21 protein-coding genes are annotated in these 25326 nt (G+C 63.6%); 8 read left to right on the top strand and 13 right to left on the bottom strand.

All coding sequences use genetic code 11. The features are described 5' to 3' along the window. Position 1: 1 nt before the first annotated feature. From VGO12_RS10430 to VGO12_RS10400, 7 genes are all read right to left on the bottom strand, one after another. A complete protein-coding gene (locus tag VGO12_RS10430; RefSeq protein WP_327512679.1) occupies positions 2–1150 on the bottom strand; it encodes an ABC transporter permease in 1149 nt (382 codons plus the stop codon). Continuing rightward, positions 1147–2877: an ATP-binding cassette domain-containing protein gene (locus VGO12_RS10425; RefSeq protein WP_327512678.1), complete on the bottom strand. Its 1731-nt coding sequence runs from the start codon at positions 2875–2877 to the stop codon at positions 1147–1149. The genes VGO12_RS10430 and VGO12_RS10425 overlap by 4 nt, the downstream gene beginning before the upstream one ends. Continuing rightward, positions 2874–3881, bottom strand: coding sequence for a secretion protein HlyD (hlyD, locus tag VGO12_RS10420; RefSeq protein ID WP_327512677.1), 1008 nt, complete (start codon positions 3879–3881; stop codon positions 2874–2876). The genes VGO12_RS10425 and hlyD overlap by 4 nt, the downstream gene beginning before the upstream one ends. Beyond that, positions 3878–4582, bottom strand: a complete 705-nt coding sequence (locus tag VGO12_RS10415) for a CerR family C-terminal domain-containing protein (RefSeq protein WP_327512676.1) — start codon at positions 4580–4582, stop codon at positions 3878–3880. The genes hlyD and VGO12_RS10415 overlap by 4 nt, the downstream gene beginning before the upstream one ends. A gap of 137 nt (positions 4583–4719) precedes the next feature. Then, positions 4720–5886, bottom strand: coding sequence for an HPP family protein (locus tag VGO12_RS10410; protein WP_327512674.1), 1167 nt, complete (start codon positions 5884–5886; stop codon positions 4720–4722). A gap of 154 nt (positions 5887–6040) precedes the next feature. Next, the gene (locus VGO12_RS10405; protein ID WP_327512673.1) at positions 6041–7402 is read right to left on the bottom strand and encodes a HAMP domain-containing sensor histidine kinase; all 1362 of its coding nucleotides are present in this window, start codon (positions 7400–7402) and stop codon (positions 6041–6043) included. Beyond that, a complete protein-coding gene (locus tag VGO12_RS10400; RefSeq protein WP_327512672.1) occupies positions 7399–8073 on the bottom strand; it encodes a response regulator transcription factor in 675 nt (224 codons plus the stop codon). The genes VGO12_RS10405 and VGO12_RS10400 overlap by 4 nt, the downstream gene beginning before the upstream one ends. A gap of 271 nt (positions 8074–8344) precedes the next feature. On the opposite strand from VGO12_RS10400, the gene VGO12_RS10395 reads away from it, so the two are divergent. From VGO12_RS10395 to VGO12_RS10385, 3 genes are all read left to right on the top strand, one after another. Then, positions 8345–10060, top strand: coding sequence for a phosphoethanolamine--lipid A transferase (locus VGO12_RS10395; RefSeq protein WP_327512671.1), 1716 nt, complete (start codon positions 8345–8347; stop codon positions 10058–10060). Positions 10061–10179: 119 nt separating this feature from the next. Further along, positions 10180–10848 carry a metallophosphoesterase family protein gene (locus VGO12_RS10390; RefSeq protein WP_327512670.1) on the top strand — a complete coding sequence of 223 codons (669 nt, stop codon included), beginning with the start codon at positions 10180–10182 and terminating at the stop codon, positions 10846–10848. A gap of 211 nt (positions 10849–11059) precedes the next feature. Beyond that, entirely contained in the window at positions 11060–11734 is a 675-nt protein-coding gene (locus VGO12_RS10385) for an HAD family hydrolase (protein WP_327512669.1), read from the top strand. A 90-nt stretch (positions 11735–11824) separates the two neighbouring features. Here the strand turns inward: VGO12_RS10385 and VGO12_RS10380 are convergent, their stop codons facing one another. After that, positions 11825–13414 carry an ABC transporter substrate-binding protein gene (locus VGO12_RS10380; protein WP_327512668.1) on the bottom strand — a complete coding sequence of 530 codons (1590 nt, stop codon included), beginning with the start codon at positions 13412–13414 and terminating at the stop codon, positions 11825–11827. Positions 13415–13787: 373 nt separating this feature from the next. On the opposite strand from VGO12_RS10380, the gene VGO12_RS10375 reads away from it, so the two are divergent. The 4 genes from VGO12_RS10375 (at position 13788) to VGO12_RS10360 (ending at position 18678) form a co-directional block, all read left to right on the top strand. After that, positions 13788–14819 carry an amino acid ABC transporter substrate-binding protein gene (locus VGO12_RS10375; protein WP_327512667.1) on the top strand — a complete coding sequence of 344 codons (1032 nt, stop codon included), beginning with the start codon at positions 13788–13790 and terminating at the stop codon, positions 14817–14819. A gap of 156 nt (positions 14820–14975) precedes the next feature. Continuing rightward, positions 14976–16124 (top strand): ABC transporter permease subunit, encoded by a 1149-nt coding sequence (locus VGO12_RS10370; protein ID WP_327512666.1) that lies wholly within the window; start codon positions 14976–14978, stop codon positions 16122–16124. Positions 16125–16127: 3 nt separating this feature from the next. Next, the gene (locus tag VGO12_RS10365; RefSeq protein WP_327512665.1) at positions 16128–17231 is read left to right on the top strand and encodes an amino acid ABC transporter permease; all 1104 of its coding nucleotides are present in this window, start codon (positions 16128–16130) and stop codon (positions 17229–17231) included. Beyond that, a complete protein-coding gene (locus VGO12_RS10360) occupies positions 17224–18678 on the top strand; it encodes an amidohydrolase family protein (protein WP_327512664.1) in 1455 nt (484 codons plus the stop codon). The genes VGO12_RS10365 and VGO12_RS10360 overlap by 8 nt, the downstream gene beginning before the upstream one ends. Before the next feature lie 44 nt (positions 18679–18722). Here VGO12_RS10360 and VGO12_RS10355 read toward each other — a convergent pair whose 3' ends face one another. Beyond that, a complete protein-coding gene (locus tag VGO12_RS10355; RefSeq protein WP_327512663.1) occupies positions 18723–19310 on the bottom strand; it encodes a YqaA family protein in 588 nt (195 codons plus the stop codon). Positions 19311–19435: 125 nt separating this feature from the next. Continuing rightward, positions 19436–20338, bottom strand: coding sequence for an AraC family transcriptional regulator (locus tag VGO12_RS10350; protein ID WP_327512662.1), 903 nt, complete (start codon positions 20336–20338; stop codon positions 19436–19438). A 99-nt stretch (positions 20339–20437) separates the two neighbouring features. Here VGO12_RS10350 and VGO12_RS10345 point away from each other — a divergent pair, with 99 nt between their 5' ends. Next, complete coding sequence (locus VGO12_RS10345) at positions 20438–21184, top strand: SDR family oxidoreductase (protein ID WP_327512661.1); 747 nt, start codon at positions 20438–20440, stop codon at positions 21182–21184. A 26-nt stretch (positions 21185–21210) separates the two neighbouring features. On the opposite strand, the gene VGO12_RS10340 is transcribed toward VGO12_RS10345, so the two are convergent. From VGO12_RS10340 to VGO12_RS10330, 3 genes are all read right to left on the bottom strand, one after another. Continuing rightward, the gene (locus VGO12_RS10340) at positions 21211–21999 is read right to left on the bottom strand and encodes a phosphate/phosphite/phosphonate ABC transporter substrate-binding protein (RefSeq protein ID WP_327512660.1); all 789 of its coding nucleotides are present in this window, start codon (positions 21997–21999) and stop codon (positions 21211–21213) included. A 136-nt stretch (positions 22000–22135) separates the two neighbouring features. Next, positions 22136–24409 carry a methyl-accepting chemotaxis protein gene (locus tag VGO12_RS10335; RefSeq protein ID WP_327512659.1) on the bottom strand — a complete coding sequence of 758 codons (2274 nt, stop codon included), beginning with the start codon at positions 24407–24409 and terminating at the stop codon, positions 22136–22138. A gap of 175 nt (positions 24410–24584) precedes the next feature. After that, entirely contained in the window at positions 24585–25232 is a 648-nt protein-coding gene (locus tag VGO12_RS10330) for a TetR/AcrR family transcriptional regulator (RefSeq protein WP_327512658.1), read from the bottom strand. Positions 25233–25326 lie beyond the last annotated feature (94 nt).

Raw genomic sequence — 25326 nt, 5'->3', positions numbered from 1 at the left:
GTCAGCCGATCCTCTTGCGGGTGCTGCGCGCTGCGAGCGCAAAGAAGACGCAGCCGATCAGGAACATGACGGCGATCGCGCGTGTGAACATCGGCCAGATGTCACCGGCGAGAAACACCGTCTGCAGGCTCGGGATCAGGTAGCGCGCCGGCACGATGAAGGTGATCCACTGGATCACGGTCGGCATCGAGTTGATTTCGAACAGGAAACCGGAGAGCAGGAAGGCGGGCAGGAACGCCGAAATCAGGGCGAGCTGCGAGGCTAGGAACTGGTTCTTGGTCGCCGCCGAGATCAGCAGGCCCTGACCGAGCGCCGGCATCAGGAAGGTCGCCGACAGCGCATAGAGGGCTGCGACCGAACCGCGGAACGGCACGCCGAACAGGAAAACGGCGAGAAGCACGCAGAGCGTCATCGAGGTCAGGCCGAGCAGGAAATAGGGCAGCAACTTGCCGGCCAGAAGCTCGGCTGCCGAAACCGGCGTTGCCATCATCGCCTCCATCGTGCCGCGTTCCCATTCGCGGGCGACGACAAGCGAGGTCAACAGCGTGCCGACCAGCGTCATGACGATCGCGATCGAGCCGGGCACCAGGAAATTGCGGCTGGTCAGCTCCGGATTGAACCAGAAACGCTGCTCGGCGGAGATTGCCGGCGGATGCCCGCCGCCATCGTTGAGGCGCTGACGCTCCCAATTGGCGACCGTGGCCTGAGCGTAGTTCTGCACAAAGTTCGCGGTGTTCGGGTCGGAGCCGTCGACCAGCACCTGCAGGGCCGGGTGCCGGCCGGCGGAATAGTCCGACACGAAACCTGCCGGGATCACGACGATGCCGCGAATGCGGCCGAGGACGAGGTCTTCTTCGAACGTGCGGCGATCGCGGCCGACCGCCACCGTGAAATAGCGCGAGGCCTGAAAGCCGGCTGCAAGATCGCGCGTAAGCGGTGTTTCCTGTTCGATGACGAGGCCGATGCGGGTCTGCGTGGTGTCGAGCGAAACGCCGTAGCCGAACAGAAAGAGCAGGATGAGCGGCAGCACGAAGGCGATCAGGATGCTGCTCGGATCGCGGACGATCTGATAGCTTTCCTTGCGCACCAACGCAGTGAAGCGCCGGATGCGGGCCGCCCGGCCTTCCGTACTTGGGGGGGGCGTACTCATGCGGCCTCCTTCTCCTCGGAGCCCTGGACCAGAGCGATGAACGCGTCTTCCATCGTCGGATCCGGATGCTCTGCTGTCGCGACCTGCGCCTTCAATTCGTCCGGCGAGCCAAGCGCGATCGAGCGGCCGCGATAGATGAGCGAGATGCGGTCGCAATATTCCGCCTCATCCATGAAATGGGTCGTGACGAGCACCGTCACGCCCTTTTCGACCAGTCCGTTGATGTGGGTCCAGAACTCGCGCCGCGTGATCGGGTCGACGCCGGAGGTGGGTTCGTCGAGAAAAAGCGCTTCCGGCTCGTGCAGTACGGCGCAGGCGAGCGCCAGCCGCTGTTTGAGCCCGAGCGGCAGATCCTTGGCCGACATGTCGAGCAGGCGGGCGAAACCGAAGATGTCGACCATCAACTCTATGCGCTCGCGCTTGCGCGCGCCGGAAAGACCGTAGACACCGGCAAAGAAGCTCAGGTTCTGCGCAACGCTGAGATCGCCGTAGAGCGAAAACTTCTGCGCCATGTAGCCGAGCCGGTTGCGCGCTTCGGCGGCATCGCGGCGCAGGTCGAAGCCGGCAACGCGGCCTTCGCCGGCGGTCGGCTTCAGCAAGCCGCACAGCATCTTGAAGGTTGTCGACTTGCCCGCGCCGTTCGGACCGAGAAGCCCGAAGATCTGGCCGCGCGGGATGTCGAAGGTGATGGCGTCGGCAGCGGTGAAGTCGCCGAAGCGCTTTGTCAGCCCATGCGCCTCGATCACCGGTTTGGCATCCGTGGTGCTGAAGGGCGTCTGCGTTTCAGCCAGCTTCGACCGCCCGCCAGGGCCGCCGCCGAGCATGTCGATGAAGGCGTCTTCGAAACGCGGCGCCGTCGTTGCCGCAACGGGAGCAGGCGACCTGTCGTCCAGCGTCGGCGGCACGGTGTCCGGCTTCATCACCAGCCGGATTGCTTCACCCTGGATGACCCCGTCGACAACATTGTCGTCGTCGAGATAGCGGGCCAGCGTCTGACGACGCCCCTTCGACACGCCTGCTACCTTGAAGACGCGATCGGCAACGCGACCGGTCAATTCCGAAGGACTGCCGGCAAACAGCAGCTTCCCTTCGTTGAGAAGCAGCACGCTGTCGCAGGCCTCGGCCTCGTCGAGATAGGCCGTCGACCAGACCACGCCGATGCCTTCGGCGGTCAGGTTCTCGACCATTTTCCACAGGTCCCGACGCGATATCGGATCGACGCCGACCCCCGGTTCGTCAAGAAGCAGAAGTCGCGGCTTGCGCAGGAGCGCGCAGGCGAGGCCGAGTTTTTGCTTCATGCCGCCCGAGAGCTTGCCGGCGAGCCTTTCGGTGAAGCGCTTGAGGTCGGTGAATTCGAGCAGTTCGTCGAAGGTCGCGGCGCGTTCTGCAACCGGCAATCCGCGCAGATCGGCATAAAGGTTGAGGTTCTCCTGGACGGACAGGTCCTCGTAGAGGCCAAAGCGCTGCGGCATGTAGCCGATCGCTGCCTGAATATCGGCGGCGTTGGTCACCGTGTCGAAGCCCAGCACCTCGACTTTTCCTTCGTCGGGCGCCATCAGCCCGGTCATCAGCCGGATCAGCGTGGTCTTTCCCGCGCCATCCGGACCGACGAGGCCGGTGATGCGCCCACCCAGGATCTCGCCGGCGACGTGATCGAGCGCCGGTGGAGCGTTGCCGAAGCGCTTGACCACATCGACAATCCGGACAAAGGGGACGGCGTCGCTCATCGTTGAGCTCCGGCTTGTTCGGGCAGATGCACGGTCACGGGCATGCCCTGCCTCAGATCGAGGCCGGGCTTTTCGACGACGATCCTCAGGCGGTAGACGAGATCGGTCCGCAGTTCAGGCGTCTCCACCGATTTCGGCGTGAACTCGGCGACCGGCGAGATAAAGCCGACGGTTGCCTTGTAGCGATGACCAGGCGCGCTGTCGGAGGTGACTTCGACCTCCATGCCGGGATGCACCCGGCCGAGGTCCGGTTCCGACACGTAAGCGCGCACCCAGACCGGCTCGTTCAGCGAGACGACGAAAACCATGTCCGACGGTGCGACGATCGCGCCGACCTCACGCACTCTGGAGAGCACCGTGCCCGTGCTCGGCGCAAGCAGCCGCGTATCGTCAAGCGAAGTGCGCGCACTCTCGAGTTTGGCCTCGGCGGCAAGGACCTGAGCCTGTGCCGCCTCGATGTCCTCGATCCGGCTTCCTTCCTCGATCAGGGCGAGCGCTTCGCGGGCAGACGTTGCACGCGCAACGGCGGCCGCCCTGTTCGCGCTTGCTTCGTCAAGGTTGGCCTGGGAAATGGTGCCGTTCGGGCGCAGCTGGCGCGCCCGCTCATAGGCGAGATTGGCGTTTTCGAGGTCCGCAAGCCGTTCTTCATGCGTGGCGCGGGCCTGCGCAATTTCGGTCGGTCGGGCGCCCGCCTTGAGTTTTGCCAGGTTGGCTTTCAACGAGCCGAGTTCGGCCTCGGCCGCAGCCTCCGCCTGTTCGAACGGGACGGCGTCGAGCGTCGCAAGTACGTCTCCGGGCTTTACCGCATCGCCCTCATCGACCGAAAGGCCCGAGATGCGGCCACTGACGCGGAAGCCGAGCGAGACCTGGCGGATATCGACATTGCCATAGAGCACGGATGCCTGTTGATGGCCGGTCCAGCCAAGCCGCTCCGGCACGTCGAACCACCAGGCGCCGGCCGCGGCACCGGCAAGAAGGACAAGGGCGATCAGCTTCCCGTTCATGACCGGGCCTCCTTGTCGCCACCAAGGGCTGCGACGAGCCCGGCGGCATGGCGTCTCAGGATGTCGAGTTCGTCGGGGCCGACGGCCTGCCAGCCCATCTGCCGCAGCACGGCGGCATTGGCCATGCGGAAGACGAGGATGCTGCCGACGAAGGACAGGGTCCTCAGTCGCACGTGATCGGACTGGGTCGGTTCATTGAGAATGGTGGCGACGAGCCTGCCGGCCGTGCCGATCATCGGCGCCATCACGCTCCCATAGATGCGTTCGAAAGCCTCGGTCGGCTCCATCTGTTCGCGGATGATAAAGCGCGCCCAGCTTTCGGACTGCCGGCTGACGAAGAGCCCGACCATATGCTGCGCCAGCTGGGTGAGGATCGTGCGGGCCTCGTCGGGTGACAGGGCCTCGCCAGCGCTGTCGAGACGGCCAAGGCGTTCGATGATGGTGTTTCTGAGCTCTGCGACGTGGCCGATGATGATCGACGCGAGGTGTTCGGCCGCGGCGATATAGAGGCCCTCCTTGCCGCCGAAGTAATAGGGGATTGCCTGCAGGTTCACTCCGGCTGCTTCAGCGAGCATGCGCGTCGTCGCGCCGTCGAAGCCGTAGCGGCCGAAGACATCGATGGAACTGGTCAAAAGCTTCTCGCGGGTCGCATCGCCGCGGTCTTGCTTCGGTGGATGGGTCGAGGATTTGTGTTTGATCATGTCCTTAAATTACATCATTCCATTGATTAAGTCAATCGAATGAATTTTATGACATGTTGAGGGCGCAAGCCATTCGCCTGCACCGGTTTGGGCAGCGACAAATGTATCTGTTTGCGGGAGGGCCTGGTCGTTTCGCCTCAGGCGACGTCGCGCTCGTCGCCCCGTTCAAGCCGACGCTGGAAGAGCGCGGCGATAAGGTCCGACTGCGTGACGATACCGACGAGCCGGTTGTTGTCATCGACGATCGGCATGTGATGCAGTCCCATATCCGCCATTGGCGGCACAAGCTTGGCGATCATGGTGTCAGGCAACGCGGACTGGACGCGGCGCGTCATGATGTCCGAGACGATGCGCGGCGGCTTGGGACCAAGGCCGATGACGTTTCCGAGTCGCTGGCGGAAACCGGCTTGTGGTGGCAGCAGGACATGGCTCATGAAATCGGTTTGGGTGACGATTCCGACAAGGTCGTTGTTCCCGGAGACGACGGGAAGCGCCTTGATCCTGTGCGCCAGCAGAGATTGATACGCCTGACGCAGCGACGTTTCCGGGCGCACCGTGGCGACATCGCGCGACATGATGTCCGCACAGGTGATCTCACCCGTGCGCCGGTTGAAGGCGCGGATCTGCGCCTGATGGATCAAGGTGTCCAGTTCCGCTGGGCTGACGTCGATCACCTCTCCATATTGAGCCAGCACAGCCTGAAGATCCGCGGGCACGATCCCGAGCCGGTGCGACGGCTGAGGGTCGCTGGTTCCATGCGACGCCGGCGCCTGAGCAAGGTGCGGATAGCGCCGACCCATGGCGTTGTTGAAGACAAGCGCGATCACGAGGATGACGAACGAGTTGATCGCAACCGGCGAAAGCACGAACCAGTAGCCGGCCGCGTGGATGGCCGGCCCGCCGAGAACGGCGGTCAGCGCAACAGCCCCACTTGGTGGATGGAGGCAGCCGAGCAGCAGCATGACGGCGATCGCAAGACCGACCGCGACCGCAGCCGCCACGACAGGCTCCGGGATCAGCAGTGCCGCCGTGACGCCGATCGCCGACGAAATGACGTTGCCGCCGATGATGGACCACGGCTGTGCGAGCGGGCTGGAGGGGGCGGCGAACAGCAGGACCGCAGACGCACCCATGGGCGCAATCAGCAGCGGCAGATTGGCGTCTGCCCCAAGCGCGTAACTGCTGATGATGCCAGTGAACAGAATGCCGATGAGCGCGCCAAGCGACGACCGCAGGCGGTCCACGTGGCTGACGGGGACCAGCGATGGCATGAAGCGCTTGAGGTAGGCGCGGATCTTCAGCATGGAGACCTTCGGAGCAATCTATCCAGTAGGCTCCGCCAATAGCACATGGCGCGCGTCCGGGTAGGGAAACCGCATCCAAAAAAGCCTTGCTGATTAAAATATATGCGCCGCACCTAAAGCAGCGCTCGCTGCCGCAGGGGCAAGGCAAGCGAATTCATGGCGCCTGTGCGGCCGCAGAGAAATCGATGGAAATCTTGGTGCCGCGCTCCTGCGCCGTGTCGATCGCAACCGTCGCCTGGTGCAGGGCGCTGATGCGCCGCACGATCTTCAATCCCAGGCCGAGTTGGCCGGATCTCTTTACGTAGCCGAGATCTTCGTTGTGGTCCGGAAGATCGACGAGCCCCTTGCCGTCGTCCTCGACCGAAACCACCGGCCCCGGACCGCAGGCAAGGATGATGCGCGTGCCCGGCGGATTGTGCTTGACGGCGTTCTCGATCAGGTTGCGCAGCATGTTCTCGACGAGGGCCGGGATCGCGGTGACCGGTGGTGTGCCCTCGTCGATGAATTCCAGGGACTTGTCGTGGTCGAAGACAAACGGTGCGATCGCCTCGGCGACGGCCGCGCCGATCTGCGACAGGCTGGTGCGCTGATAGGCGGCCGGGTCGACCGCGTCGGCCCGTGCAAGCGAGGTCAGCTGCTCGAGGATATGCGTCAGGGCGTCGAGGTCCCGCTCGGCGTTACGGGCCCGCGGGTCCTCGATGCGGCTGAGTTCCATTTTGGCGATAGAGACAGGCGTGCGGATCTCGTGGGCGATCGACGAAGAAAACAGCTTCTGCGACTGGATGAGGTCGGCGACGCGCGTCAGCATCCGGTTGACGGCGGTGACGAGGCGAGCGATTTCCTGCGGCATTTTCGTCAGCGGCAGGCGCGCATCGCCGTCGCGCGGGTCAAGGGCGTCTGCTGCCTTTGCCGCCATGGCGACGGGCCTGAGCGCGCTGCGGATGGACCAGATGGTTGCACCGATCACGAGACAGAACATCAGGGTCATCGGCACGATCATGGAATCGAACATCTCGTGCAGCAGGGCGCTGTACATGAAGCCGTTCGGGTCGTTGATGATCGCCAGCTCGACCAGGATGGGCGTGCCGTTGCGATCAAAGGTCTGTCCGCCTGCAACGCTGAAGGGTTTTCCCGGCGCGATCAGCCGCTTCCAGAACTGCGGCGCGTCGACGTTGATCGGCAGGAAGTGCTGGGCGCATTCGCTTGTGCAGTTCGAATGGATGATGTCACCGGAGGCGGTCCGGATGCGCAAAAAGATCGAGCTGTTGTCGTCCTGTCGGTCGAGGTAGCGTTCTCGCATCTCGTGGTCCGGTTCATAGTGCGCGACGCCATCGCGCACATTGACATAACCCGCGAGATTTTCCGTTTCCTGCTGCAGCATGAGCACGCTGAGCTTGTCGTCATCGAACCAGTAGTCGGCGAAGACGACCCCGATCTGGATCGCCATGGCCAACAGCGAAAAGGCGACGATGCGTCGCGCGACGATGCCGATCAATGACGGGTTGCGGCTTTTCATGGCGCTTGCCTGAGCAGGTAGCCGATGCCGCGAACGGTCTCGATCTGTACGCCGGTGTCGAGCGCCTGCAGCCGCTTGCGCACCCGCGAAACGGCAAGTTCAAGCGCATTGGGCGTCACTTCCTGGCCGTATTCCGAAAGCGCCGTTTCGAGCTTGCGCTTCGGCACGACGCGGCCGACTTCACGCATCAGGATTTCCATCAATGAACGCTCCCGCGGCGGCAGCGGCACGATTGCGCCGTCGCAGGTAAGGTCGGCGGTGGCCGGGTCGTATCGGAGCGAGCCCGCCTCCAGCACCGGCTGGACCGCCTGCGGGTTTCGCCTGAGCATCGCACGGCAACGGGAAAGCAGCTCCCGGTGATGGAACGGTTTCACCAGATAGTCGTCGGCGCCGGCGTCGAGCCCGGCGATACGCTCATCCACGGAGCCCTTGGCGGTGATGATCAAGACCGGCAAACCCGGATGTTCCTGCCGCACGCGCCGCAGCAGCGACAGACCGTCACCGTCGGGCAATCCGAGGTCGAGCAGCACAAGGTCGTGCTCGCGTGCAGCAATCGCCGTTTCCGCATCTGCGACGCTCGATACGGCATCGAGCCGCCAGCCCGCGTCGCGCATGGTTTCTCCAACCAGTTCAACCAGTCTCGGACTGTCTTCGACCAGGAGCAGGCGCATTGATTCGTCTCGATATTACAGGGGCCGTGATCGACCATATGGGCTTTCGGCGAGACTGCCAACTCCTCGCCCTCGCAGCTACTTACGCGCGTATCGGTCGAACAATGAGCAATCCTGACGGGGTTTGGACAGCTTGTCGGGCGTATCTCCACATCAGAGGGGGAGGCTGCAACCGAACAGGCGGCCGCATCCGCGGTCTCTACCTCGACTGATGCCCGCGTCTGCCGCGCCCCTTCGTGCGCCGGTGCAGACGCCGCAGGAGACGATCGTTTTGACATTATCAAGAATACGCCGGCCAGAGATCGGCGGTATCGCCCTGAGCGCGCTCGTCAGCGCCTATCTGCTTCTGGTCACCAACAGATCGTTCTGGACACACGCGACCGCCTATTTCGACGATTCCGCCGTCGCTCTCCTGTCCTTCGGCGCGGCCATGTGCCTGTTGACCCTTGCGGCGCTGACAACCGCGTCCGTCAAGTTCGTGCTGAAGCCGGTCTTGATCTTCTTCATCGCCGTTTCGGCCTCGGCGTCCTATTTCATCGATACGTTCGGCGTCATCATCGACAAGGACATGATCGGCAATGCGGCGGTGACGACGCAGGCCGAGGCGAGCCATATTTTGACCGGAAGCCTGGCGACGCATCTGCTGGTTTACGGGCTGCTTCCGTCACTCGTCGTTCTCTGGGTCAGGGTCCGCTATCGACGGTTCCTTCCCAACGCCGCCATCAATCTCGCGGTGATCATTCCGTGCCTGCTCGTCAGCGGCGGACTGATCTACGCGAATTTCGCCAACGTCGCCTACGTGATCCGCGAGCACAAGGACCTGATGAAGCGGTTCAATCCGACCGGGCCCTTCTCGGCGGCCGTGCGTTATGCCGCTTCGACCTACAAGGAGCGCAACATCGTCGTGCAGCCGCTCGGCACCGACGCCCGGCAGGGCGCGCGCATCGCTTCCGCCGGCAAGCCGGTTGTCGTGGTCGTCGTTGCCGGTGAAACGGCGCGGGCCATGAATTTCTCGCTCAACGGCTACGGGCGTGAGACCAACCCCGAGCTGAAGGCGTTGGGCGTCGTTAACTACACGGACACGACCAGTTGTGGTACGGCGACGGCGATTTCGCTTCCCTGCATGTTTTCGGTCTATCCGCGCAGCGAGTACAGCGACTGGAAGGCGCGCTCGACGGAAAACCTGATGAACGTGCTGACCCGCGCCGGCGTGTCGACCACCTGGTGGGACAACAACACCGGCAGCAAGGGCATCGCCGACCTCATCAATTTCGCCAGCATGACGAACCAGAAGAACAGCCCGCTGTGCCAGAACGGTGAGTGCCTGGACGAGATCTTCCTTGGCGAGCTCGACAAGAAGCTTTCAAGCACGACCAAAAACAGCGTGATCGTCCTGCACCAGCTCGGCAGCCACGGCCCGTCCTACTATCTGCGCTACCCCGAAAAGTTCCGGCGCTTCACGCCGGATTGCCGCACGCCCGAGCTGATGAAGTGTTCGGTTGCCGAAATCACCAACGCCTATGACAACACGATCCTCTACACGGACCACGTGCTTGCAAGCGTCGCCCGCCTTCTGGAAAAGCACCAGGATACTGTCGCAGGAGCGATGATCTACATGTCCGATCACGGTGAATCGCTTGGAGAGAACGGCATCTATCTGCATGGCGCGCCCTATGCGATCGCCCCGCGCGAACAGACCCAGGTTCCGTTCCTCGCCTGGTTCTCGAAGCCCTATCAGGCGACGATGGGCGTCGATGCGGCCTGCCTCGCCAAGGAGACCGCGCAGCCGAAATCGCACGACAATCTCTTCCACACGGTGCTCGGCATGATGGATGTCGAAACCAGGGTCTACAAGAAGGACCTTGACGCCTTTGCCAACTGCACCAGGAAGCCACCGGCCGGCGAGCCCGCCTTCCAGTCGGCAGACACCGCCAAGGATCTGCCGGCCCGCGCCGTCGCCCCGTCGGCTGCGCCCGGAGCCCTCTGACGGCGCCACGGCCTTGTCCGTCCGCCCAACTTCAGCCACCGACATAAAACATCGGTCGATGTATACTCCCTTGTTTCCGTCCGGAAACGGGTTTGTACTTGAGACTGGAGACAGGGTGGATGGCCGTCGGGCATCTTACTTTCGCGATTGGCGATATTCACGGCCGCAGTGATCTGCTGCAGGCGCTGCTGGACAAGATCGAGGCCTATGCGCCGGCGGGACGGGTGATCTTTCTCGGTGACCTGATAGATCGCGGTCCCGACAGCCGTGGCGTCGTGGAACGGATCATGGCCGGCCCGACCAGGCCCGGCTGGAGCTGGTTGACGCTCAAGGGCAATCACGAGGAAATGTTATGGGGCGCAAGCAGCGGCGAAAGCGACGTTGAGTGGTGGCTGATGAATGGCGGGCAGGAGACGCTGCTGTCCTATGACGGTACGGTGCCCGGCCGGCACCGCAAGTGGATCAGGGACCTGCCGTCCATCCTGGTGGAGCCGTACCGCATCTACGTTCATGCAGGCGTTGACGAGACGCTGCCGCTCTCGCGGCAAGGCGACGAGATCTTCCTGTGGATCAGGCGGCCCGACGACTATTCGGGCGAGTATTGGGGTCGTCATCTTTGCCACGGACACACGCCCAATACCTTCAATCCGCGCACGGTCGGCAACCGAACCAATGTCGATTCCGGCGCGGTGTTCAGCGGGGTCCTGTCCTGTGCCGTTTTTGACGACGCGGTGCCGGGCGGACCGATCGATTTCCTGCAGACGAAGTCCGGCTGGCGCACCGCGTGACGGCTGATGGCGCCTGGAGCGCAAAGAGGATTGTGCGTTCGCCGATCCGGTAGTACGAGTTCTTTCTTCCCGGATCCCTCTGTGCGTGATCGTAACAGTGAAGGGATCCAACTCTTCCGCACAGTTCCGGATGGAAACGCGTGTACGCTTTTCCTGGAATTGCTCCCAAGGGCGGAGCTCCCGCCCGTCTCACCAGCTCAGGGGACTTGCCTTGGACGCCGCGCCTTCATCTGTTTTCACGAAGAATTTTGCCGCCCTGCTGTTCGACATGGACGGCACGCTGCTCAACTCCATGGCGGTGGTCGAGCGCGTCTGGGGAGCCTGGGCCGAGCGCAATGGCCTTGATCCGGTGGAGTTCGTCAAGACGGTGCATGGCGTGCGTGCCGTCGATACGATCCGCAATCTCGAGCTGCCGGACGTGGATCCCGAAAAGGAAGCCATCGATCTGGCGCTTGCCGAGATCGCCGACGTGGAGGGCATTATCGAAATCCCCGGCGCCGTCGCCTTCCTGAACTCCCTCCCGCCGGAGCGTTGGGCGATCGTCACGTCGGCACCGCTCGACCTTGCGATACGCCGGCTTTCGGCGGCCGGTATTCCGACGCCGGCACTGATGATCACGGGCGAGGATGTCTCCGTCGGCAAGCCCGACCCTGAGGGCTACCGCATGGCCGCCGAGCGGCTGGGGGTTCGCGCCGAGGATTGCCTTGTCTTTGAAGATGCGCCGGCGGGCATTCTGGCGGGGCTCGCCGCCGGTGCCGACGTCGTCGTCGTCACCGGCGCCCATGAGGCGGCCGCCGATACGCCGCACATGACGCTTGCACGCTATCACGATATCGCCGCCGACATTGCCGGCGACGGCACCGTGTCGCTGCGCCGGACGGCCTGAGCCGCCAACCGGCATCGCCTCGTTTAAAGGACAAAGCGTTCAGTAGGACCGGAGGCCGTACGACGACCTCCGGTTTTTTCATGCCGTCCTTCAGGCGTTGAGCCAGCATTTCGTCAAGGCGTGCCCGCCCATCAGTTCGCCGTTCGGATCGTCGACCCAGCCGCCGACCTTGTCGTTGGTCGCGTCGATGTAGTTGTTGAACATCGGCACGATGACGCCGCCCTCGTCGCGGAGGATCATCGCCGCCTGGCGATAGAGCGCCTTGCGCTTGGCCTGGTCGAGTTCGCCGCGCGCGGCAAAGATCAGCTTGTCGAAGTCCTCGCGGAAGAAGCGGGTGTCGTTCCATTCGGCCTTGGAGAGGTAGGCGATCGAATAGACCTGATCCTGCGTCGGTCGTCCGGTCCAATAGGACATGCTGAACGGCTGCTTGTTCCAGACATCCGACCAGTAGCCGTCGCCGGGCTCACGCTTCAGGTCGATGGTGATGCCGCACTTGGCGGCGCTCATCTGGAAGAGCTGTGCCGCATCGACGGCGCCGGGGAAGGCGACATCGGATGTGCGAAGTAGAACCGAGCCGCTGTGACCGGATTTCTTGTAATGGAACTTCGCCTTGTCCGGGTCGAAGGCGCGCTGTTCGATGTCGTTGTCGAACAGCGGGTAGCCCTTGATCATCGGCGTGTCGTTGCCGACCGTGCCGTAGCCGCTCAGCACCTTGGCGACCATCTCTTCGCGATCGACCGCATATTTCAGCGCCAGCCGCAGGTCGTTGTTGTCGAAGGGCGCCGTGTTGCAGTGGGCGATGAACACATAGTGGCCCTTGCCGGGCACGTTGCGGATGACGACGCCGGGCAGGCGGCTGATCAGGGCGACCACTTTCGGCTCGATGCGATTGATCATGTGGATCTGGCCGCTCTGCAGCGCAGCCGTGCGCGCCGTCGAATCGTTGATCACGGCGATCTCGATCTGGTCGGCGTGGCCGCGTTCGGCCGAGCCCCAATAGCCTTCGTGGCGTTCGGCGATATGTTTGACGCCAGGCTCGTTGGAAACCACCTTGTAGGGGCCGGTGCCGATGCCGGCCGTCGGGTCGTCCTTGCCGCCATTCGGCTGGATCATCAGGTGATAGTCGCTGACGACATAGGGCAGGTCGGCGTTCGGCTGACGCAGGGTGATGACGACGCTGTCACCATCGACCTTGATGGTCTCGAACTCCTGAACGAAGGGGAGCGCTGCCGACTTGGAGGCGGCGTCGCCGTGGCGTTCGAGCGTAGCCACAACGTCGGCCGGCGTCAGGTCCTTGCCGTTGTGGAAGGTGACACCCTTGCGGATCTTGAAGCGCCAGGTCTTGGCGTCGGGTGTCGCTTCATAGGCCTCCGCGAGCCGGTATTCGATCTCGCCGGTCGGAGAAACCTCGAGCAGCTGCTCCCCCCAGCAGCGTCCGAGCGTATAGGGGACCTGGCTTGCCCAGGTCGCCGGGTCGAGGCTGTTGGTCGATTCACCCCCGACGAGGCCCGCTTTCAACACGCCCCCCTTGACCGGCCCGGCCGCATGCGCTGCCCGCCCGAGCAGCGCATTTGCGGACGCAAGCGTCACGCCGAGCGCTGCCGCGCGGCCGAGGAACTCTCGTCGCGACAGCCGCCCCGCGGCAACCTGTTTGCTCATGAATTCCAGTTCTCTTGGCATCGCTTACTCCCTCTCTTGCAAGACCCGCCCGGCGCACCGGTATCGTTGCAGAATATGTGAGCGAGAGCACGAGGCTGCCTGCGGCGCGACAGTTCGTGCCGCAGATCGAGGAAAGAACGTCGTATCCAGGTCCTCCTGCCGGCAAGTCGCCGGCGCAGGGCCTGACAGATTGCGGCCGGTCGGGCGATGCCGCCGAGGCACGAAATTTTGTCGTCAATATTGTATACAATCGTGTTGATGTTCGTATTCTTCTATCGTATGCAATTGGTGGCGCCGGAAATTTGACGGCGCCGATCGGTTCGGGAGGAGGCGTGCGACGAGAACCGCACGAGCCGGACAGATCAGCGCAGATAAAACCCATGGGAGGGAATTCATGAAAAGCAGGATTCTTCAGCTCTGCGCCACGGTCGCCGGCATCGCCGTCGGGCTCGTGGCGGCGACTTCGGCAAACGCGGCGACGACGCTTGAAACGGTCAAGGCGCGCGGCAAGCTGATTTGCGGCGTGTCGATGAGCACGCCGGGCTTTGCGACCGCCGACGCCAAGGGCCACATGCAGGGCTTCGACGTGGACGTCTGCCGCGCCGTCGCTTCCGCAGTCTTCGGCGACCCGGAAAAGGTCGATTTCGTCCTGACCAACATCAACACCCGCTTCCAGGCGCTGCAGTCCGGCGAGATCGACATGCTGTCGCGCCAGACGACCCATACGTTTTCGCGCGAAGTCTCGCTCGGTCTCGATTTCGGTCCGACCGTGTTTTACGACGGTCAGGGTTTGATGGTGCCGAAGTCGCTCGGCGTCAACAGCGCCAAGGAACTGACGGATGCTGCAATCTGCACGCTGCCCGGCACGACGACCGCCCAGAACCTCAGCGACTTCTTCCGCTCGATCGGCGGCAAGTTCGAGCTGGTCGTGTTCGAAAGCCCGGATGAAAACCGCAACGCCTTCTTCTCCGGCCGCTGCGAGGCGATCTCGTCCGACCGCTCTGACCTCGCGTCGATCCGCGCGGTCGCCAACAATCCCGATGACTATGTCGTTCTTCCGGAAACCATCTCCAAGGAGCCACTGGCGCCGTCCGTGCGCCAGAACGATTCCAACTGGCGTGACATCGTCTCGTGGTCGGTGTGGATGTTGATGGCGGCCGAAGAGCGCGGCATCACCCAGGCCAATGTCGACGAGATGGCGAAAAGCGAGGATCCGGAGATCCAGCGCATGCTCGGCGTCAACGAAGAGCTCGGCAAGATGCTCAACCTCGACAACAAGTGGGGCTACAACATCGTCAAGGGTGTAGGCAACTACGGCGAAGTGTTCGAGCGCAATCTCGGCACCAAGACGGCGCTTGGACTGACGCGCGGCCCGAATACGCGCTGGAGCGAAGGTGGTCTGCTCTACGCACCGCCATTCCGTTGAGGATGAACGGGCCCGTGCCTTTGGCGCGGGCCTGCCGATGTGCTGCATGGGCCGACCGCGAGGACGGACCATGCAGGCATCTGACGTGCTGAAGCGACCTCTGCGTGGCCGATGACGCGCGCGGCGCTTGATATCCTCTCTTAAGGACGGGTGCCCATGCCCCTGTTTAACGATGCGCGGGTTCGCGCCTACCTCTACCAAGCGGTTGCCATCGGCACCGTGCTTTTGGTCGCCTGGGTGATGTTCAGTACGGCGAGCGCCAATCTAGCCAAGCAGGATATCGCCACGGGCTTCGGCTTTCTTGCCCGCCAGGCCGGGTTCGTCATCACCGAGACGGCGATTGCCTATGAGCCGACGGATACGATCGGTCGCGCCATCCTTGTCGGCATCGCCAATACGGTCAAGGTCGCGTTGCTGGCCGCCGTGTTCGGCACCGTGCTCGGCCTTCTGGTCGGTATCGGACGGCTCTCGCACAATCCGGTGCTGTCGCGGCTGATGCTTGCCTATGTCGAAGCGCTGCGCAACGTGCCGCTGCTGCTCTACCTGTTGCTGTGGTATTCCCTGATCATCTCGGCCTTCCCGCCGGTCAAGCAGGCGATCGAGATGCTTCCGGGCGTCTTCCTGTCGAACAGCGGTCTGGTCATGCCGGCGCTGCGTTTCGAGAGCGGGTTTGCTGCATTGGTTGCGGCAGCGATCGTCGGTGGTATCGCTGCCATTGCCGTCGCCCGTGTTCTTGGCAGACGACGCGTCGCCACCGGCAAGGAGGCTCCGATCGGCCTCTACGCGCCGCTCGCATTCCTGCTGCCGCTTGCGCTGGTGGCCCTGTTTGCAGACATCGCCGTCAGCTGGGACGTGCCCGAGCTCGGCCGCTTCCGCCTGAGCGGCGGCTATCACCTGCGCCCGGAGTTCGTGGCGCTTCTGCTGGGGTTGACGCTGAGTGTGTCGGCTAACGTTGCGGAAATCGTTCGCGCCGGTATCCAGGCGGTGAGCAAGGGCCAATGGGAGGCCGCGACCGCGCTCGGCCTTTCTCGCGGGCGCACGCTGAAACTGGTGATCCTGCCGCAGGCGCTCAGGATCATCATTCCGCCGCTGACCAACACCTATCTGACGGTCTTCAAGAACAGTTCGCTGGCGATCGCCATCGGTTACCCGGATCTGGTGATGGTTTCCAACACGATCATGAACCAGACAGGCCAGGCCATTGAAGCCATTGCGATCTTCATGGGCGTTTATCTCGGCCTGTCGATTCTGATCTCGCTGGTCATGAACTGGTACAACGCGCAGGTCGCGCTGAGGGAGCGCTGAGTGATGACGCAGATCGACACCCTTATCGCCGGCGCCACGCCCGCTGCGCGCGAAGCGCCGCCGCTCCCGAAAGGCCGGTGGCTCGGCGCGTATTTCGGGACGCCCGGCAATGCGCTGATCACGATCCTCTGCCTTGGCACCATCTTCGCGCTCACCAAGCTCGCGATCGGCTGGCTGTTCGTCAATGCGACCTTTTCCGGGTTGCCTGCGGACTGCAAGGCGACGAGCGGCGCGTGCTGGCCGTTTCTCTCGGCCAAGATGCGCTACATCTTCTTCGGCTTTTATCCGTTCGAGGAACAATGGCGACCGCTTGCGGCGATGCTCCTGTTTCTCGGCGCGTGCGTCGTCTCGATGGTGCCGAAGGTCTGGGGGCGGGGACTGCTGCTCGCCTGGATCGCGATCATCCTTCCGGTGCTCTACGTGTTGATGGCCGGTGGGTACTTCGGTCTCAGCGTCGTGCCCACGACGCAATGGGGCGGGCTCCCGCTCTCCTTCATGCTGTCCTTCATCGGCCTTGCCTGCGCGCTTCCGCTCGGCATTGCGCTGGCGCTCGCGCGGGCGTCGAGCCTTCCGGCCATTCGCATCCTCGGTGTCGGCTTCATCGAAATCGTCCGCGGCGTGCCGTTGATCAGCATCCTGTTCATGGCGACCGTCATGCTGCCGCTGTTCATGCCGGACGGCATCACCATCGACAAGCTGCTGCGCGCGCAGGTCGCGATCATTCTCTTTGCCGCCGCCTATATCGCCGAAATCGTGCGCGGCGGTCTGCAGGCGGTGCCGAAGGGCCAGGTGGAGGCCGGACATTCGCTCGGGCTGCACTACTGGCAGATCATGCGCAAGATCGTGCTGCCGCAGGCGCTGAAGAAGGTCATTCCGCCGCTGGTCAGCCTGTTCATCGGCTTCTTCCAGGATACGACGCTGGTGACGATCGTCGGCCTGCTCGATTTCCTCGACACCGTCCGCACCGCCATGCGCGACCCTGAGTGGCAGGGCATCGCGGTGCTGGAAGGCTACGTTTTTGCCGCTGTCGTCTATTTCCTTTTCAGCGCCCTGATGGGAGCTTACAGCCGTTTCCTCGAGCGATATTTCAGGACCACGCATGACTAAAGAAATCCACGTCATCCGTAAGGCGCACACCGTCGTCGCTTTCGACAACGAGCGCAATTGCCACGTCTATCTCAACTGCGCCGACGTCGCCTATGACGAAAACGGCTTCGTCCATGTCGGCGGGCATTACGAAGGGCCAGTTGCGACCGAGAGTTCCGGTCGCGACCGGATGGTCATGCCGGGCTTCGTCAACGTGCATTGCCACTCCGGCGAAGAGCCGATTTCCAAGGGCATCTTCGAGGACATGGGCACGGCCGCCCTCTGGGGCAACGCGCTCTACGAATACTCCAACCTTCTGGAGATCGACGGCGATGCGATCGAGGCGTCGCTGACGGTCATGGTCGGCGATCTGATGCGCAGCGGCGTTACGACGCTGCTCGACATTGCCGGGCCGCATGAAAGCTGGTTGCCGACGCTCGCCAAAAGCGGCGCACGCGCCTTTGTCGCTCCGGGCTTCCGCGAGGCGCAATGGCATGTCGAGGACGGCCAACGACTCGACTTCCGCTGGGACAAGGGGCGTGGGCGCGAAGCCTTCGCGCGGGCTCTCGAGGTGGTCGATGCCGCCGCTGCCCATCCTTCAGGCCGGCTTGGCGGCGTGGTCGCGCCGTCGCAGATCGAGACCTGCTCTCCCGAATTGCTGCAGGATGCCGTGTCTGCGGCTCGCGAGCGCGGCATGCCGATCACCATTCACGCGGCCCAGACCATGGCCGAGCACGAGGAACTGTTGCGTCGACACGGGCTGACGGCGGTGCAGTATCTCGAAAGCCTCGGCCTGCTCGGCGATGACCTGATCCTTGGCCATTGCATTTTTGTCGACAGCCATTCCTGGACCCGGCAGCGCACGGAGATCGACCTGAAGCTTCTGGCGGAGCGCAAGACGTCCGTCGCCCATTGCCCGGTCACCTTTTCGCGCAGCGGCATGGCACTGGAATCGGTCGGTCGCTACCGGCGCGCCGGCGTCAATGTCGCGCTTGGCACCGACAGCTATCCCTTCAACATGCTGGAGGAAATGCGTCAGGCGATGATCTGCGCCAGGCTCTCCGGGAAATCGGTTTTCGACGTTTCGACCGCTGACATCCTTGACGCCGCCACCATCGCCGGCGCGACGGCGCTTGGTCGCCATGACATCGGGCGGATCGCCGTCGGCGCCAAGGCGGATTTCCTTGTCGTCGATCTGCGCCACCATGGCATGCAGCCGGTCTATGATCCGCTTCGCAGCCTCCTGCACTGCGCTGCGGAACGGGCGGTGGAGGGGGTCTATGTCGACGGTGCCTGCGTCGTCAGCAACGGCAAGCCTGTCCTCATCGATTACGACGGTGCGCTCGCTGAGCTTCAGGACGCGCAGGCCTATGCGTGCCGCAAGGCGCCGGAAAACGATCCCAAGGGGCGGTCGATGCGATCGCTTGCACCACTGTCGTTGCCGGGCGGCGGTTCCGGCAACGCGTAACGCGGCCGCACATCCGCGGCCTGGTCAGTGCGGCGGATACGCGCTCAGGAGAGGAAGCGGTGCGCGGCGAAGACGCAGATCAGGACTGCGGCCGCTGCGCCCGCAAGCGCCCCGAGCCGTTTCTCCAGAAACTCGCGGATCTCCTCGCCAAAACGCTGCAGAAGCCAGGCGAGCAGGAAGAACCGCGCACCGCGCGCGATGATGGCCGCGGCGATGAAGAGACCAAGATTGATGTTGGCGGCGCCCGAAAGGATTGTCACCACCTTGATCGGTGGCAGATGCGCCAGACCCGACGTGACGAGCAGCAAGGCGAGCATCTCGGAATCGACCGAGGCCTTCAGGTGTTCGAACGTGTCGAGCTTGCCGTAGAATTCGAGCAGCGGTCTCGCCAGCGTATCGAAGGCATAGTGGCCGATGTACCAGCCGGCAATGCCGCCGAGGACCGAGCAGACCGTCGCGACCAGCGCGTAGCGCCAGGCCCGCTCCGGTCGCGCCAGCGCCATCGGGATCAACAGAAGATCGGCAGGGACGGGAAAGACCGAACTTTCGACAAAGGCGATGATACCGAGCCAGACAATGGCGGTCTCCCGCGTTGCGAGTGACATTGTCCAGTCATAGAGCCGTCGGAGCATATAGTGCGGTTCGCTGTTGGTGACAGGCTTGTCTATCGGCCCGCCAGCGGGGTGTAAATGTGAAGCTCGAATGTATCTGAGATATTTCTGATGAAATGCGGCCGAAGTGCGTTGTGATGCCGCGGTCAGCCAGCTGCTGCGCGCGCATAGCGGCCGGGCGGCTGGCCGACGTGACGGCTGAAGGCGGTGCTGAAAGTGCTGGCGGACCCGTAGCCGATGCGCTCGGCGATGACCGCAAGGTCAGCGTCGGGCTGCCTGAGCAGGTTCTTGGCAAGCGCCATGCGCCAGACGAGCAGGTATTCCATCGGCGGCACTCCGACGGCGTGGGTAAACCGATCGAAGAACACTGAACGCGAGAGCGCTGCCTCGCTCGCGAGTTCTGCCACAGTCCACGGATGGGCCGGCTTGTCGTGGATCAACCGCAGGGCGATCGCCAGCCGCGCATCCCTTAACCCGCGCAACAGCCCGGGTGCGGCACTTTCCCCCTGAACGGACCGCAGGGCCTCGACCAGAAGAACCTCCACCAGCCGCGAAAGCACCAGATCCCGGCCGGGCCGCGCGTCTCGCGCCTCGTCGCCAACCATGTGCACAAGCGTCGAAAGACGGTCGATTCCGCGCAGATGCACAAGGGCCGGCAGCAAGGAGACAAGCAGTCCGGCATCCGGGGAATCAAGCACGAAATAGCCGCCGAGCAGGCGGACATCCGGCGTTCCGTCCTGGCGGCCGTGGCGAATTTCGTCGGTCGGGGCGGGCGCCACCCTCGGGTCGATGAATGTCGGCTGCACCGGATCGAAGCCTGAGAGGGTGAAGCCCGGCGTCGTCGGCAGAAGGACGAAATCGCCGGCCTGGAGCGTCACCGAGGTTTCCCCGTCGACTGCCAGCCGACAGGATCCTTCGATGACGGTGCAGAAGCTCGGCTGCCCGAAGTCGGAATAGCGCACCGCCCAGCGACCGGCGCCGCTGATGCCCTTGGTGAAGACGGTGCGCGGATGCAAAAGCTGGATGAGCTGGGAGAGAGGATCGATCATTTGCGGACGATAGCAAATAAAATCGGGACGGCAAGTCGTAGATCGTCCTCGCCGGGCCACGTATCCGTTTCCTATCCGAAATCAGAGAAGGAAACTCCCATGAAGACCGTCCTCATCACTGGCTGCTCGTCGGGCTACGGCCTCGAGACCGCCCGACGCTTTTACACCGAAGGATGGAACGTGGTCGCTACCATGCGCTCGCCGCGCCGTGATCTCCTGCCGAAGTCCGAGCGCGTACGGCTCATTTCCCTCGACGTAGCCGCGCCTGAGAGCATCGCCCTTGCCATCGAAGAGGCCGGTCCGATCGACGCCCTCGTCAACAACGCCGGCATCGGCGTTGTCGGCGCCTTCGAGGCGACGCCGATGTCGCATATCCGCAAGGTCTTCGATACCAACACCTTCGGGGTCATGGCGATGACCCAGGCGGTGATCCCGCAATTTCGCGCGCGGAGATCCGGCGTCATCGTCAATGTCACCTCCAGCGTGACGCTTGCCGCTATGCCGCTTGCCGCCGCCTATACGGCCAGCAAGACCGCGATCACCGGATTTACCGGTTCGCTCGCCCATGAGCTCGCCGCCTTCAACGTTCGCGTCAAGCTGGTCGAGCCGGGCTATGCGCCGACGACAAGGTTTGCCCATAACACCGCGGTCAAGGTCGAGGATCTGATCCCGGGCGCCTATGCGGACTTCGCAGCACCGATCTTTGCACAGTTTGCCGCACCCGCACTGGTTACGACCGAGGCGGATGTCGCCGAGGCGGTGTGGCGGGCCACGAACGACACGTCGGGCGAACTGCATTTTCCGGCCGGCGCGGATGCTGTCGCATTGGCGCAAGCTGCTGAATGAGGCCGGTGCCAGCCGTCAGTGTCGGTTCAGGCAAGTGTGGGATAGCCAAGCCGGTGTGCAAATCGCGCCAGCTCGGCTACCTGTTCATAATCTTCATCCGGCACGATGCAGAAGTCCTTCAGCGATAACGCATTTCGCGCATCGGCGAGACCAGGCTCTTCGATCGACCGTTTGAGCGACCGGCGCAGCGCGGCGATTTCGGCGTCTGACGCCCCTGCGCGCGTGACGAGCGGCAGGCCCGGCGTGCTCGTGGTTGTGCTCAGTATCCGAACGTTCGCGAGCCGCTCCGGTTCGAAGCGCCCGACATTGCCATAGGTTATGCAGTCGATGGCAGCCGCGTCGGCTTGCAATGAAGCAACCGCGTCGATGCTGGCGACGTGGCTGCCCGTTTCCATCACCGACGCAAAGAAGCGAGCGTCCAGGCTGAGCGGCGCGATGGTGGCGCGAAAAAGATTGGTGCCGGAGTTGCTGTCGGGACCGTTGATGGCGGCGCGTTTGCCTCGAAGATCCTCAAGGGTGCCAATGGGTGACGCCTTCGGCACGATGACGAAGCTGCACATGCGCGGGCCGTCACACCCCTGATGCAGGTAGGCGGGCGTTGCGACAAGGCGCACCCGACCTCTGAGATGTTGCACATAGGGATAGCCGCACGTCTGGGCGAGCAGCAGGTCGGGGTGCAGCCACACGTGGTCAAGGTCAGGATGGGCGCTCAGCCGGTCCGGCACGTCGGCAAAGCCCTCGCTCCGCAAGTCGTCCCGCAGGAAGCTCCAGAGTGCCTCGCTCGCCGCCAGAACCGGCGGCGGCGCGACATACATTGCAAGGCTGGCTATGCGCATGGCGACCCGGTCCCGATCAATCTGCAGGATACCTTGTCGCCTAGAACGCGCCCGCGAAAGCGTCAAGGCATGTTGAAGCCAATCGGCGGCGGGCGCGTTGCGAGGCGACGTCGCGCTAGGCCGTCAGGCGTCGCACAGCCGGCGCTGACACCTCGTCCTGTCCATCGGACGGTCCCGTCCGGAAACGCTCGACCAGGTCGAGCAGGCCAGATGCCTGGCCCGAGAGCCTCCGGGTCATGGCGGTGCTTGCCTCTACCATGGCGTTGTTTTGCTGCGTGACGCCGTCGAGCGACAACATGGTCTCGTTGATGTGCCTGAGGTCGTTGGCCTGGTCGCGCGCATCGCCGGCAATCTGCTTCGTCTGCTCGTTGATCGCGTGGATCTGGCCCGAAATTTCGTCGAGGGCATCGCCCGCTGCCCGAACCAGCGAAACGCCCTTGGCAACCTCGTCTGTCGAAGCTGTGATGATCGTCTTGATTTCCCGCGCGGCAAGCGCTGATTTCTGCGCCAGCTCGCGCACTTCATGCGCGACGACGGCAAAGCCCTTGCCGGCTTCCCCGGCGCGAGCCGCCTCGACACCGGCGTTCAGCGCGAGCAGATTGGTCTGGAACGCGATGTCGTTGATGGTGCCGATGATCTGCGAGATCGCCGTTGATCCCTTCTCGATCTGCGCCATGGCGCTCACGGCGTTCATGACGACCTGGCCTGAGCGGTCCGAGCTGGCGCTCGCGGCTGCGGCGATACTGGTTGCCGATGACGCGTGCTCGGCCGTGCGCTCCACCGTGGCGGTGATCGTGCTCAAGGCGGCGGTCGCCTCTTCCAGGGTTGCTGCCTGACGTTCCGTGCGTCTGGCGAGTTGGCCGATGGCGTCGCGCATGTCGTCAGTCTCGCCGTCGATATCGGCGCTTCTCGCCTTTACGTCGCCAAGTGTAGCCGCAAGACTGTCGAGCGACAGATTGAAATCCAGCCGCAAGCGGTCGAAGCCGGCGCCGAAAGGATGCTCGATACGTGCGGTAAGATCGCCGTCGGCAAGGCGTTCGAGGGCAATCGCCAGGCTGTCGACGGCTTCGCTGATCTGACGGGAGACCTCAGCCTGGCTCGTTTCGCGGGCGTGCCGTTCGTGTTCGATCATCCCTCGCGTTGTCTCAGCCTCGGCTTCGAGGCGGCTGCGATCGAGCAGGGCGTCGCGGAAGACGAGGACGGTGCGGGCCATGTCGCCGATCTCGTCCTTGCGGATGCAGCCCGAACCGGCGACCTCCGTGTCGCCGGCGGCGAGCCGGTTCATGTCGTGGACAAGACCGGTGATCGGTCGCGTCAGGCGGCGTGAGTACCAGGTCGCAATCACAAGCGCTGCCGCAAGCACGACCAGCGCGGTTGCAAGTGTCCAGTTGCGCAGTGCCGTCACCGCGGCAAAGGCCTCGCGCGAGGTCATGACGGCGGCCACGGTCCAGCGGGTGCCGAAGGCATCAAGGCCGGTTGTCGCCATCTGGGCTTCCTCGCCACGAAAATCGGCGAGCCCGCTGCTGACGATGCTGTCGGGGGATGTTTCGCCGACCGCGATACGTGCCTGAAGAACGTCGTTTTCCGGGGTTGTGGCGCTGTCCGTCAGCAGGAAGCCGTTGTCGTCGATGAGAACCGTTTCGCCGGTTTCTCCAAGCCCTGTCCTGTTGCCGACGATGCCGCCGATCAAGGCGTCGGGCATTTCAAGGATCAGCGTGCCGATCTTGCCGTCGATCGCTTCGAGCGGGATCGCGATGAAGGCGGCGGGGTTGCCGCCAAGGGGCGCATAGGTCTCGTAGGATGCGAAGGCAAGCCTGCTCTTGTCCGTGCCCTCGGCGGTCTCGCGGAAGACACGGCCAAGGCCGGTGTCCTTGAAGGCCGCGTCCTTGAGGTTGACGGCGAAATTGCCCTTCTTGTTGAGGGAGTAGACGACGTTGCCGTTGAGATTGGCGAGCAGGACGTCACGATAGCCGTGCGCCTCGGCGAAGCGTCGGAAGAACGGATGATAGCGGGCATGCAGGCTGTCGTAGTCGTCGACGCCGGCCGAACCGAGCTGGGCGCGCTTGTCCGGGGCATTGGGGTTCTCCGTGATGTACCGACGTTGCAGTTCGCCCTCTGCCTTGTCGGCGAACTTGAGCGCTGCGCCATTGAGATCGGTGAGTGCCTTGCCGACGGATTTCTGCGCTTGCAGATTGCGCAGGTCGTTTTCGACCGTCGTCAGATAGTGGCGCAATTCGTTGCGGCGGGCGTCAGCAAGCGCCTCCAGCTTTTCGATTGCCGCATGCGACGACAGGCTGCCGCTGACGGTGAGCCCCGCAAGGCTGGTGGCGGCGATGGAGAAGGCAGCCAGAGCCGCCGCTGCGAGTGGAAGCTTCGCGGACAAACGCATAACAGGTACCGGGCTCAAAAACAGGAGAAGGGCCATGCCGAAGGCTGGTCGCGACGCCTCATGCGCCCGGCGGGAGGCTCCCGCGCGGAGAGTTATACGGGCTCACGTTACAGTTTGATGACGTCCATGTGACATCGACAGAGAATGCGGTTGCGACAGCCGCCCGCCTCGCCTCTCATCGTGGCAACGTACCCGCCAGGAAGATTGCCGCACAGCGCGCGGCGCGCGCGGCGATCGCTTCCTTCTCGACGCCGGACATGCGGCCCATCATGACGGCCCGTTGCGGCTCCATCGCCATCATCCCGCGCACCATGCCCGCCGCCTGATACGGGTCGTCGATCACCAGTCGCCCGCGCATCGCCTGGACCTTCAGCCAGCGCTCCAGCGTTGCATTGGTGCGCTCGATCGCTTCTTCCCAAAACGTCGTGGCGACCTCCGGGAAACGTTCGGCCTCGGCAAGAACCAGGCGTGTGATGGCAATGGTATCGGCCGAGAGCACAAGGTGGCCGTAGGCCTCGAGCAGATGCGTCAGGCCGGCGGTCACGTCCGCGGTTTCGATGTTTTCTTCGTCAGCCTCGCTCACGAACTCGGCGATCCTGAGGGCGATCATTCGCTCGAACAATTCGGCCTTGGTCGGAAACAGGCGGTAGAGGGTCTTGGTCGACACACCGGCGTTCTGGGCGATGACGTTGATGTTTGCGGCCTCGTAACCCAGATCGCAAAATTGTCTTTCGGCCGAAAGGATGATGACGCGGCGGGTGTCGTCATCGCAGCGGACCTGAGGGCGACCGCGGGGGCGCGGCGTTTTCTGCTTTTCGAGCATCGCGGTTTTCCACGTTCAGTCTGCCCGATTTTTTAGAGAACACCGTGCTGGAAAGCAAGTGCTTTCCTAATTTCGGTCACCATGACATCCGCCA

The organism is Ensifer sp. (assembly GCF_035999135.1).
GTDB lineage: Bacteria > Pseudomonadota > Alphaproteobacteria > Rhizobiales > Rhizobiaceae > Ensifer.
This window is presented reverse-complemented; position numbering and strand designations above follow the sequence as displayed.

Excerpts from the sequence above, each read along its gene's own strand:
- VGO12_RS10405 (WP_327512673.1), bottom strand. The coding sequence starts at position 7,402 with ATGAAAAGCCGCAACCCGTCATTGATCGGCATCGTCGCGCGACGCATC.
- VGO12_RS10415 (WP_327512676.1), bottom strand. The coding sequence starts at position 4,582 with ATGATCAAACACAAATCCTCGACCCATCCACCGAAGCAAGACCGCGGC.
- VGO12_RS10380 (WP_327512668.1), bottom strand. The coding sequence starts at position 13,414 with ATGCCAAGAGAACTGGAATTCATGAGCAAACAGGTTGCCGCGGGGCGG.
- hlyD (WP_327512677.1), bottom strand. The coding sequence starts at position 3,881 with ATGAACGGGAAGCTGATCGCCCTTGTCCTTCTTGCCGGTGCCGCGGCC.
- VGO12_RS10355 (WP_327512663.1), bottom strand. The coding sequence starts at position 19,310 with ATGCTCCGACGGCTCTATGACTGGACAATGTCACTCGCAACGCGGGAG.
- VGO12_RS10425 (WP_327512678.1), bottom strand. The coding sequence starts at position 2,877 with ATGAGCGACGCCGTCCCCTTTGTCCGGATTGTCGATGTGGTCAAGCGC.
- VGO12_RS10335 (WP_327512659.1), bottom strand. The coding sequence starts at position 24,409 with ATGCGTTTGTCCGCGAAGCTTCCACTCGCAGCGGCGGCTCTGGCTGCC.
- VGO12_RS10370 (WP_327512666.1), top strand. The coding sequence starts at position 14,976 with ATGCCCCTGTTTAACGATGCGCGGGTTCGCGCCTACCTCTACCAAGCG.
- VGO12_RS10345 (WP_327512661.1), top strand. The coding sequence starts at position 20,438 with ATGAAGACCGTCCTCATCACTGGCTGCTCGTCGGGCTACGGCCTCGAG.
- VGO12_RS10390 (WP_327512670.1), top strand. The coding sequence starts at position 10,180 with ATGGCCGTCGGGCATCTTACTTTCGCGATTGGCGATATTCACGGCCGC.
- VGO12_RS10365 (WP_327512665.1), top strand. The coding sequence starts at position 16,128 with ATGACGCAGATCGACACCCTTATCGCCGGCGCCACGCCCGCTGCGCGC.
- VGO12_RS10330 (WP_327512658.1), bottom strand. The coding sequence starts at position 25,232 with ATGCTCGAAAAGCAGAAAACGCCGCGCCCCCGCGGTCGCCCTCAGGTC.
- VGO12_RS10340 (WP_327512660.1), bottom strand. The coding sequence starts at position 21,999 with ATGTATGTCGCGCCGCCGCCGGTTCTGGCGGCGAGCGAGGCACTCTGG.
- VGO12_RS10360 (WP_327512664.1), top strand. The coding sequence starts at position 17,224 with ATGACTAAAGAAATCCACGTCATCCGTAAGGCGCACACCGTCGTCGCT.
- VGO12_RS10410 (WP_327512674.1), bottom strand. The coding sequence starts at position 5,886 with ATGCTGAAGATCCGCGCCTACCTCAAGCGCTTCATGCCATCGCTGGTC.
- VGO12_RS10400 (WP_327512672.1), bottom strand. The coding sequence starts at position 8,073 with ATGCGCCTGCTCCTGGTCGAAGACAGTCCGAGACTGGTTGAACTGGTT.
- VGO12_RS10350 (WP_327512662.1), bottom strand. The coding sequence starts at position 20,338 with ATGATCGATCCTCTCTCCCAGCTCATCCAGCTTTTGCATCCGCGCACC.
- VGO12_RS10375 (WP_327512667.1), top strand. The coding sequence starts at position 13,788 with ATGAAAAGCAGGATTCTTCAGCTCTGCGCCACGGTCGCCGGCATCGCC.
- VGO12_RS10430 (WP_327512679.1), bottom strand. The coding sequence starts at position 1,150 with ATGAGTACGCCCCCCCCAAGTACGGAAGGCCGGGCGGCCCGCATCCGG.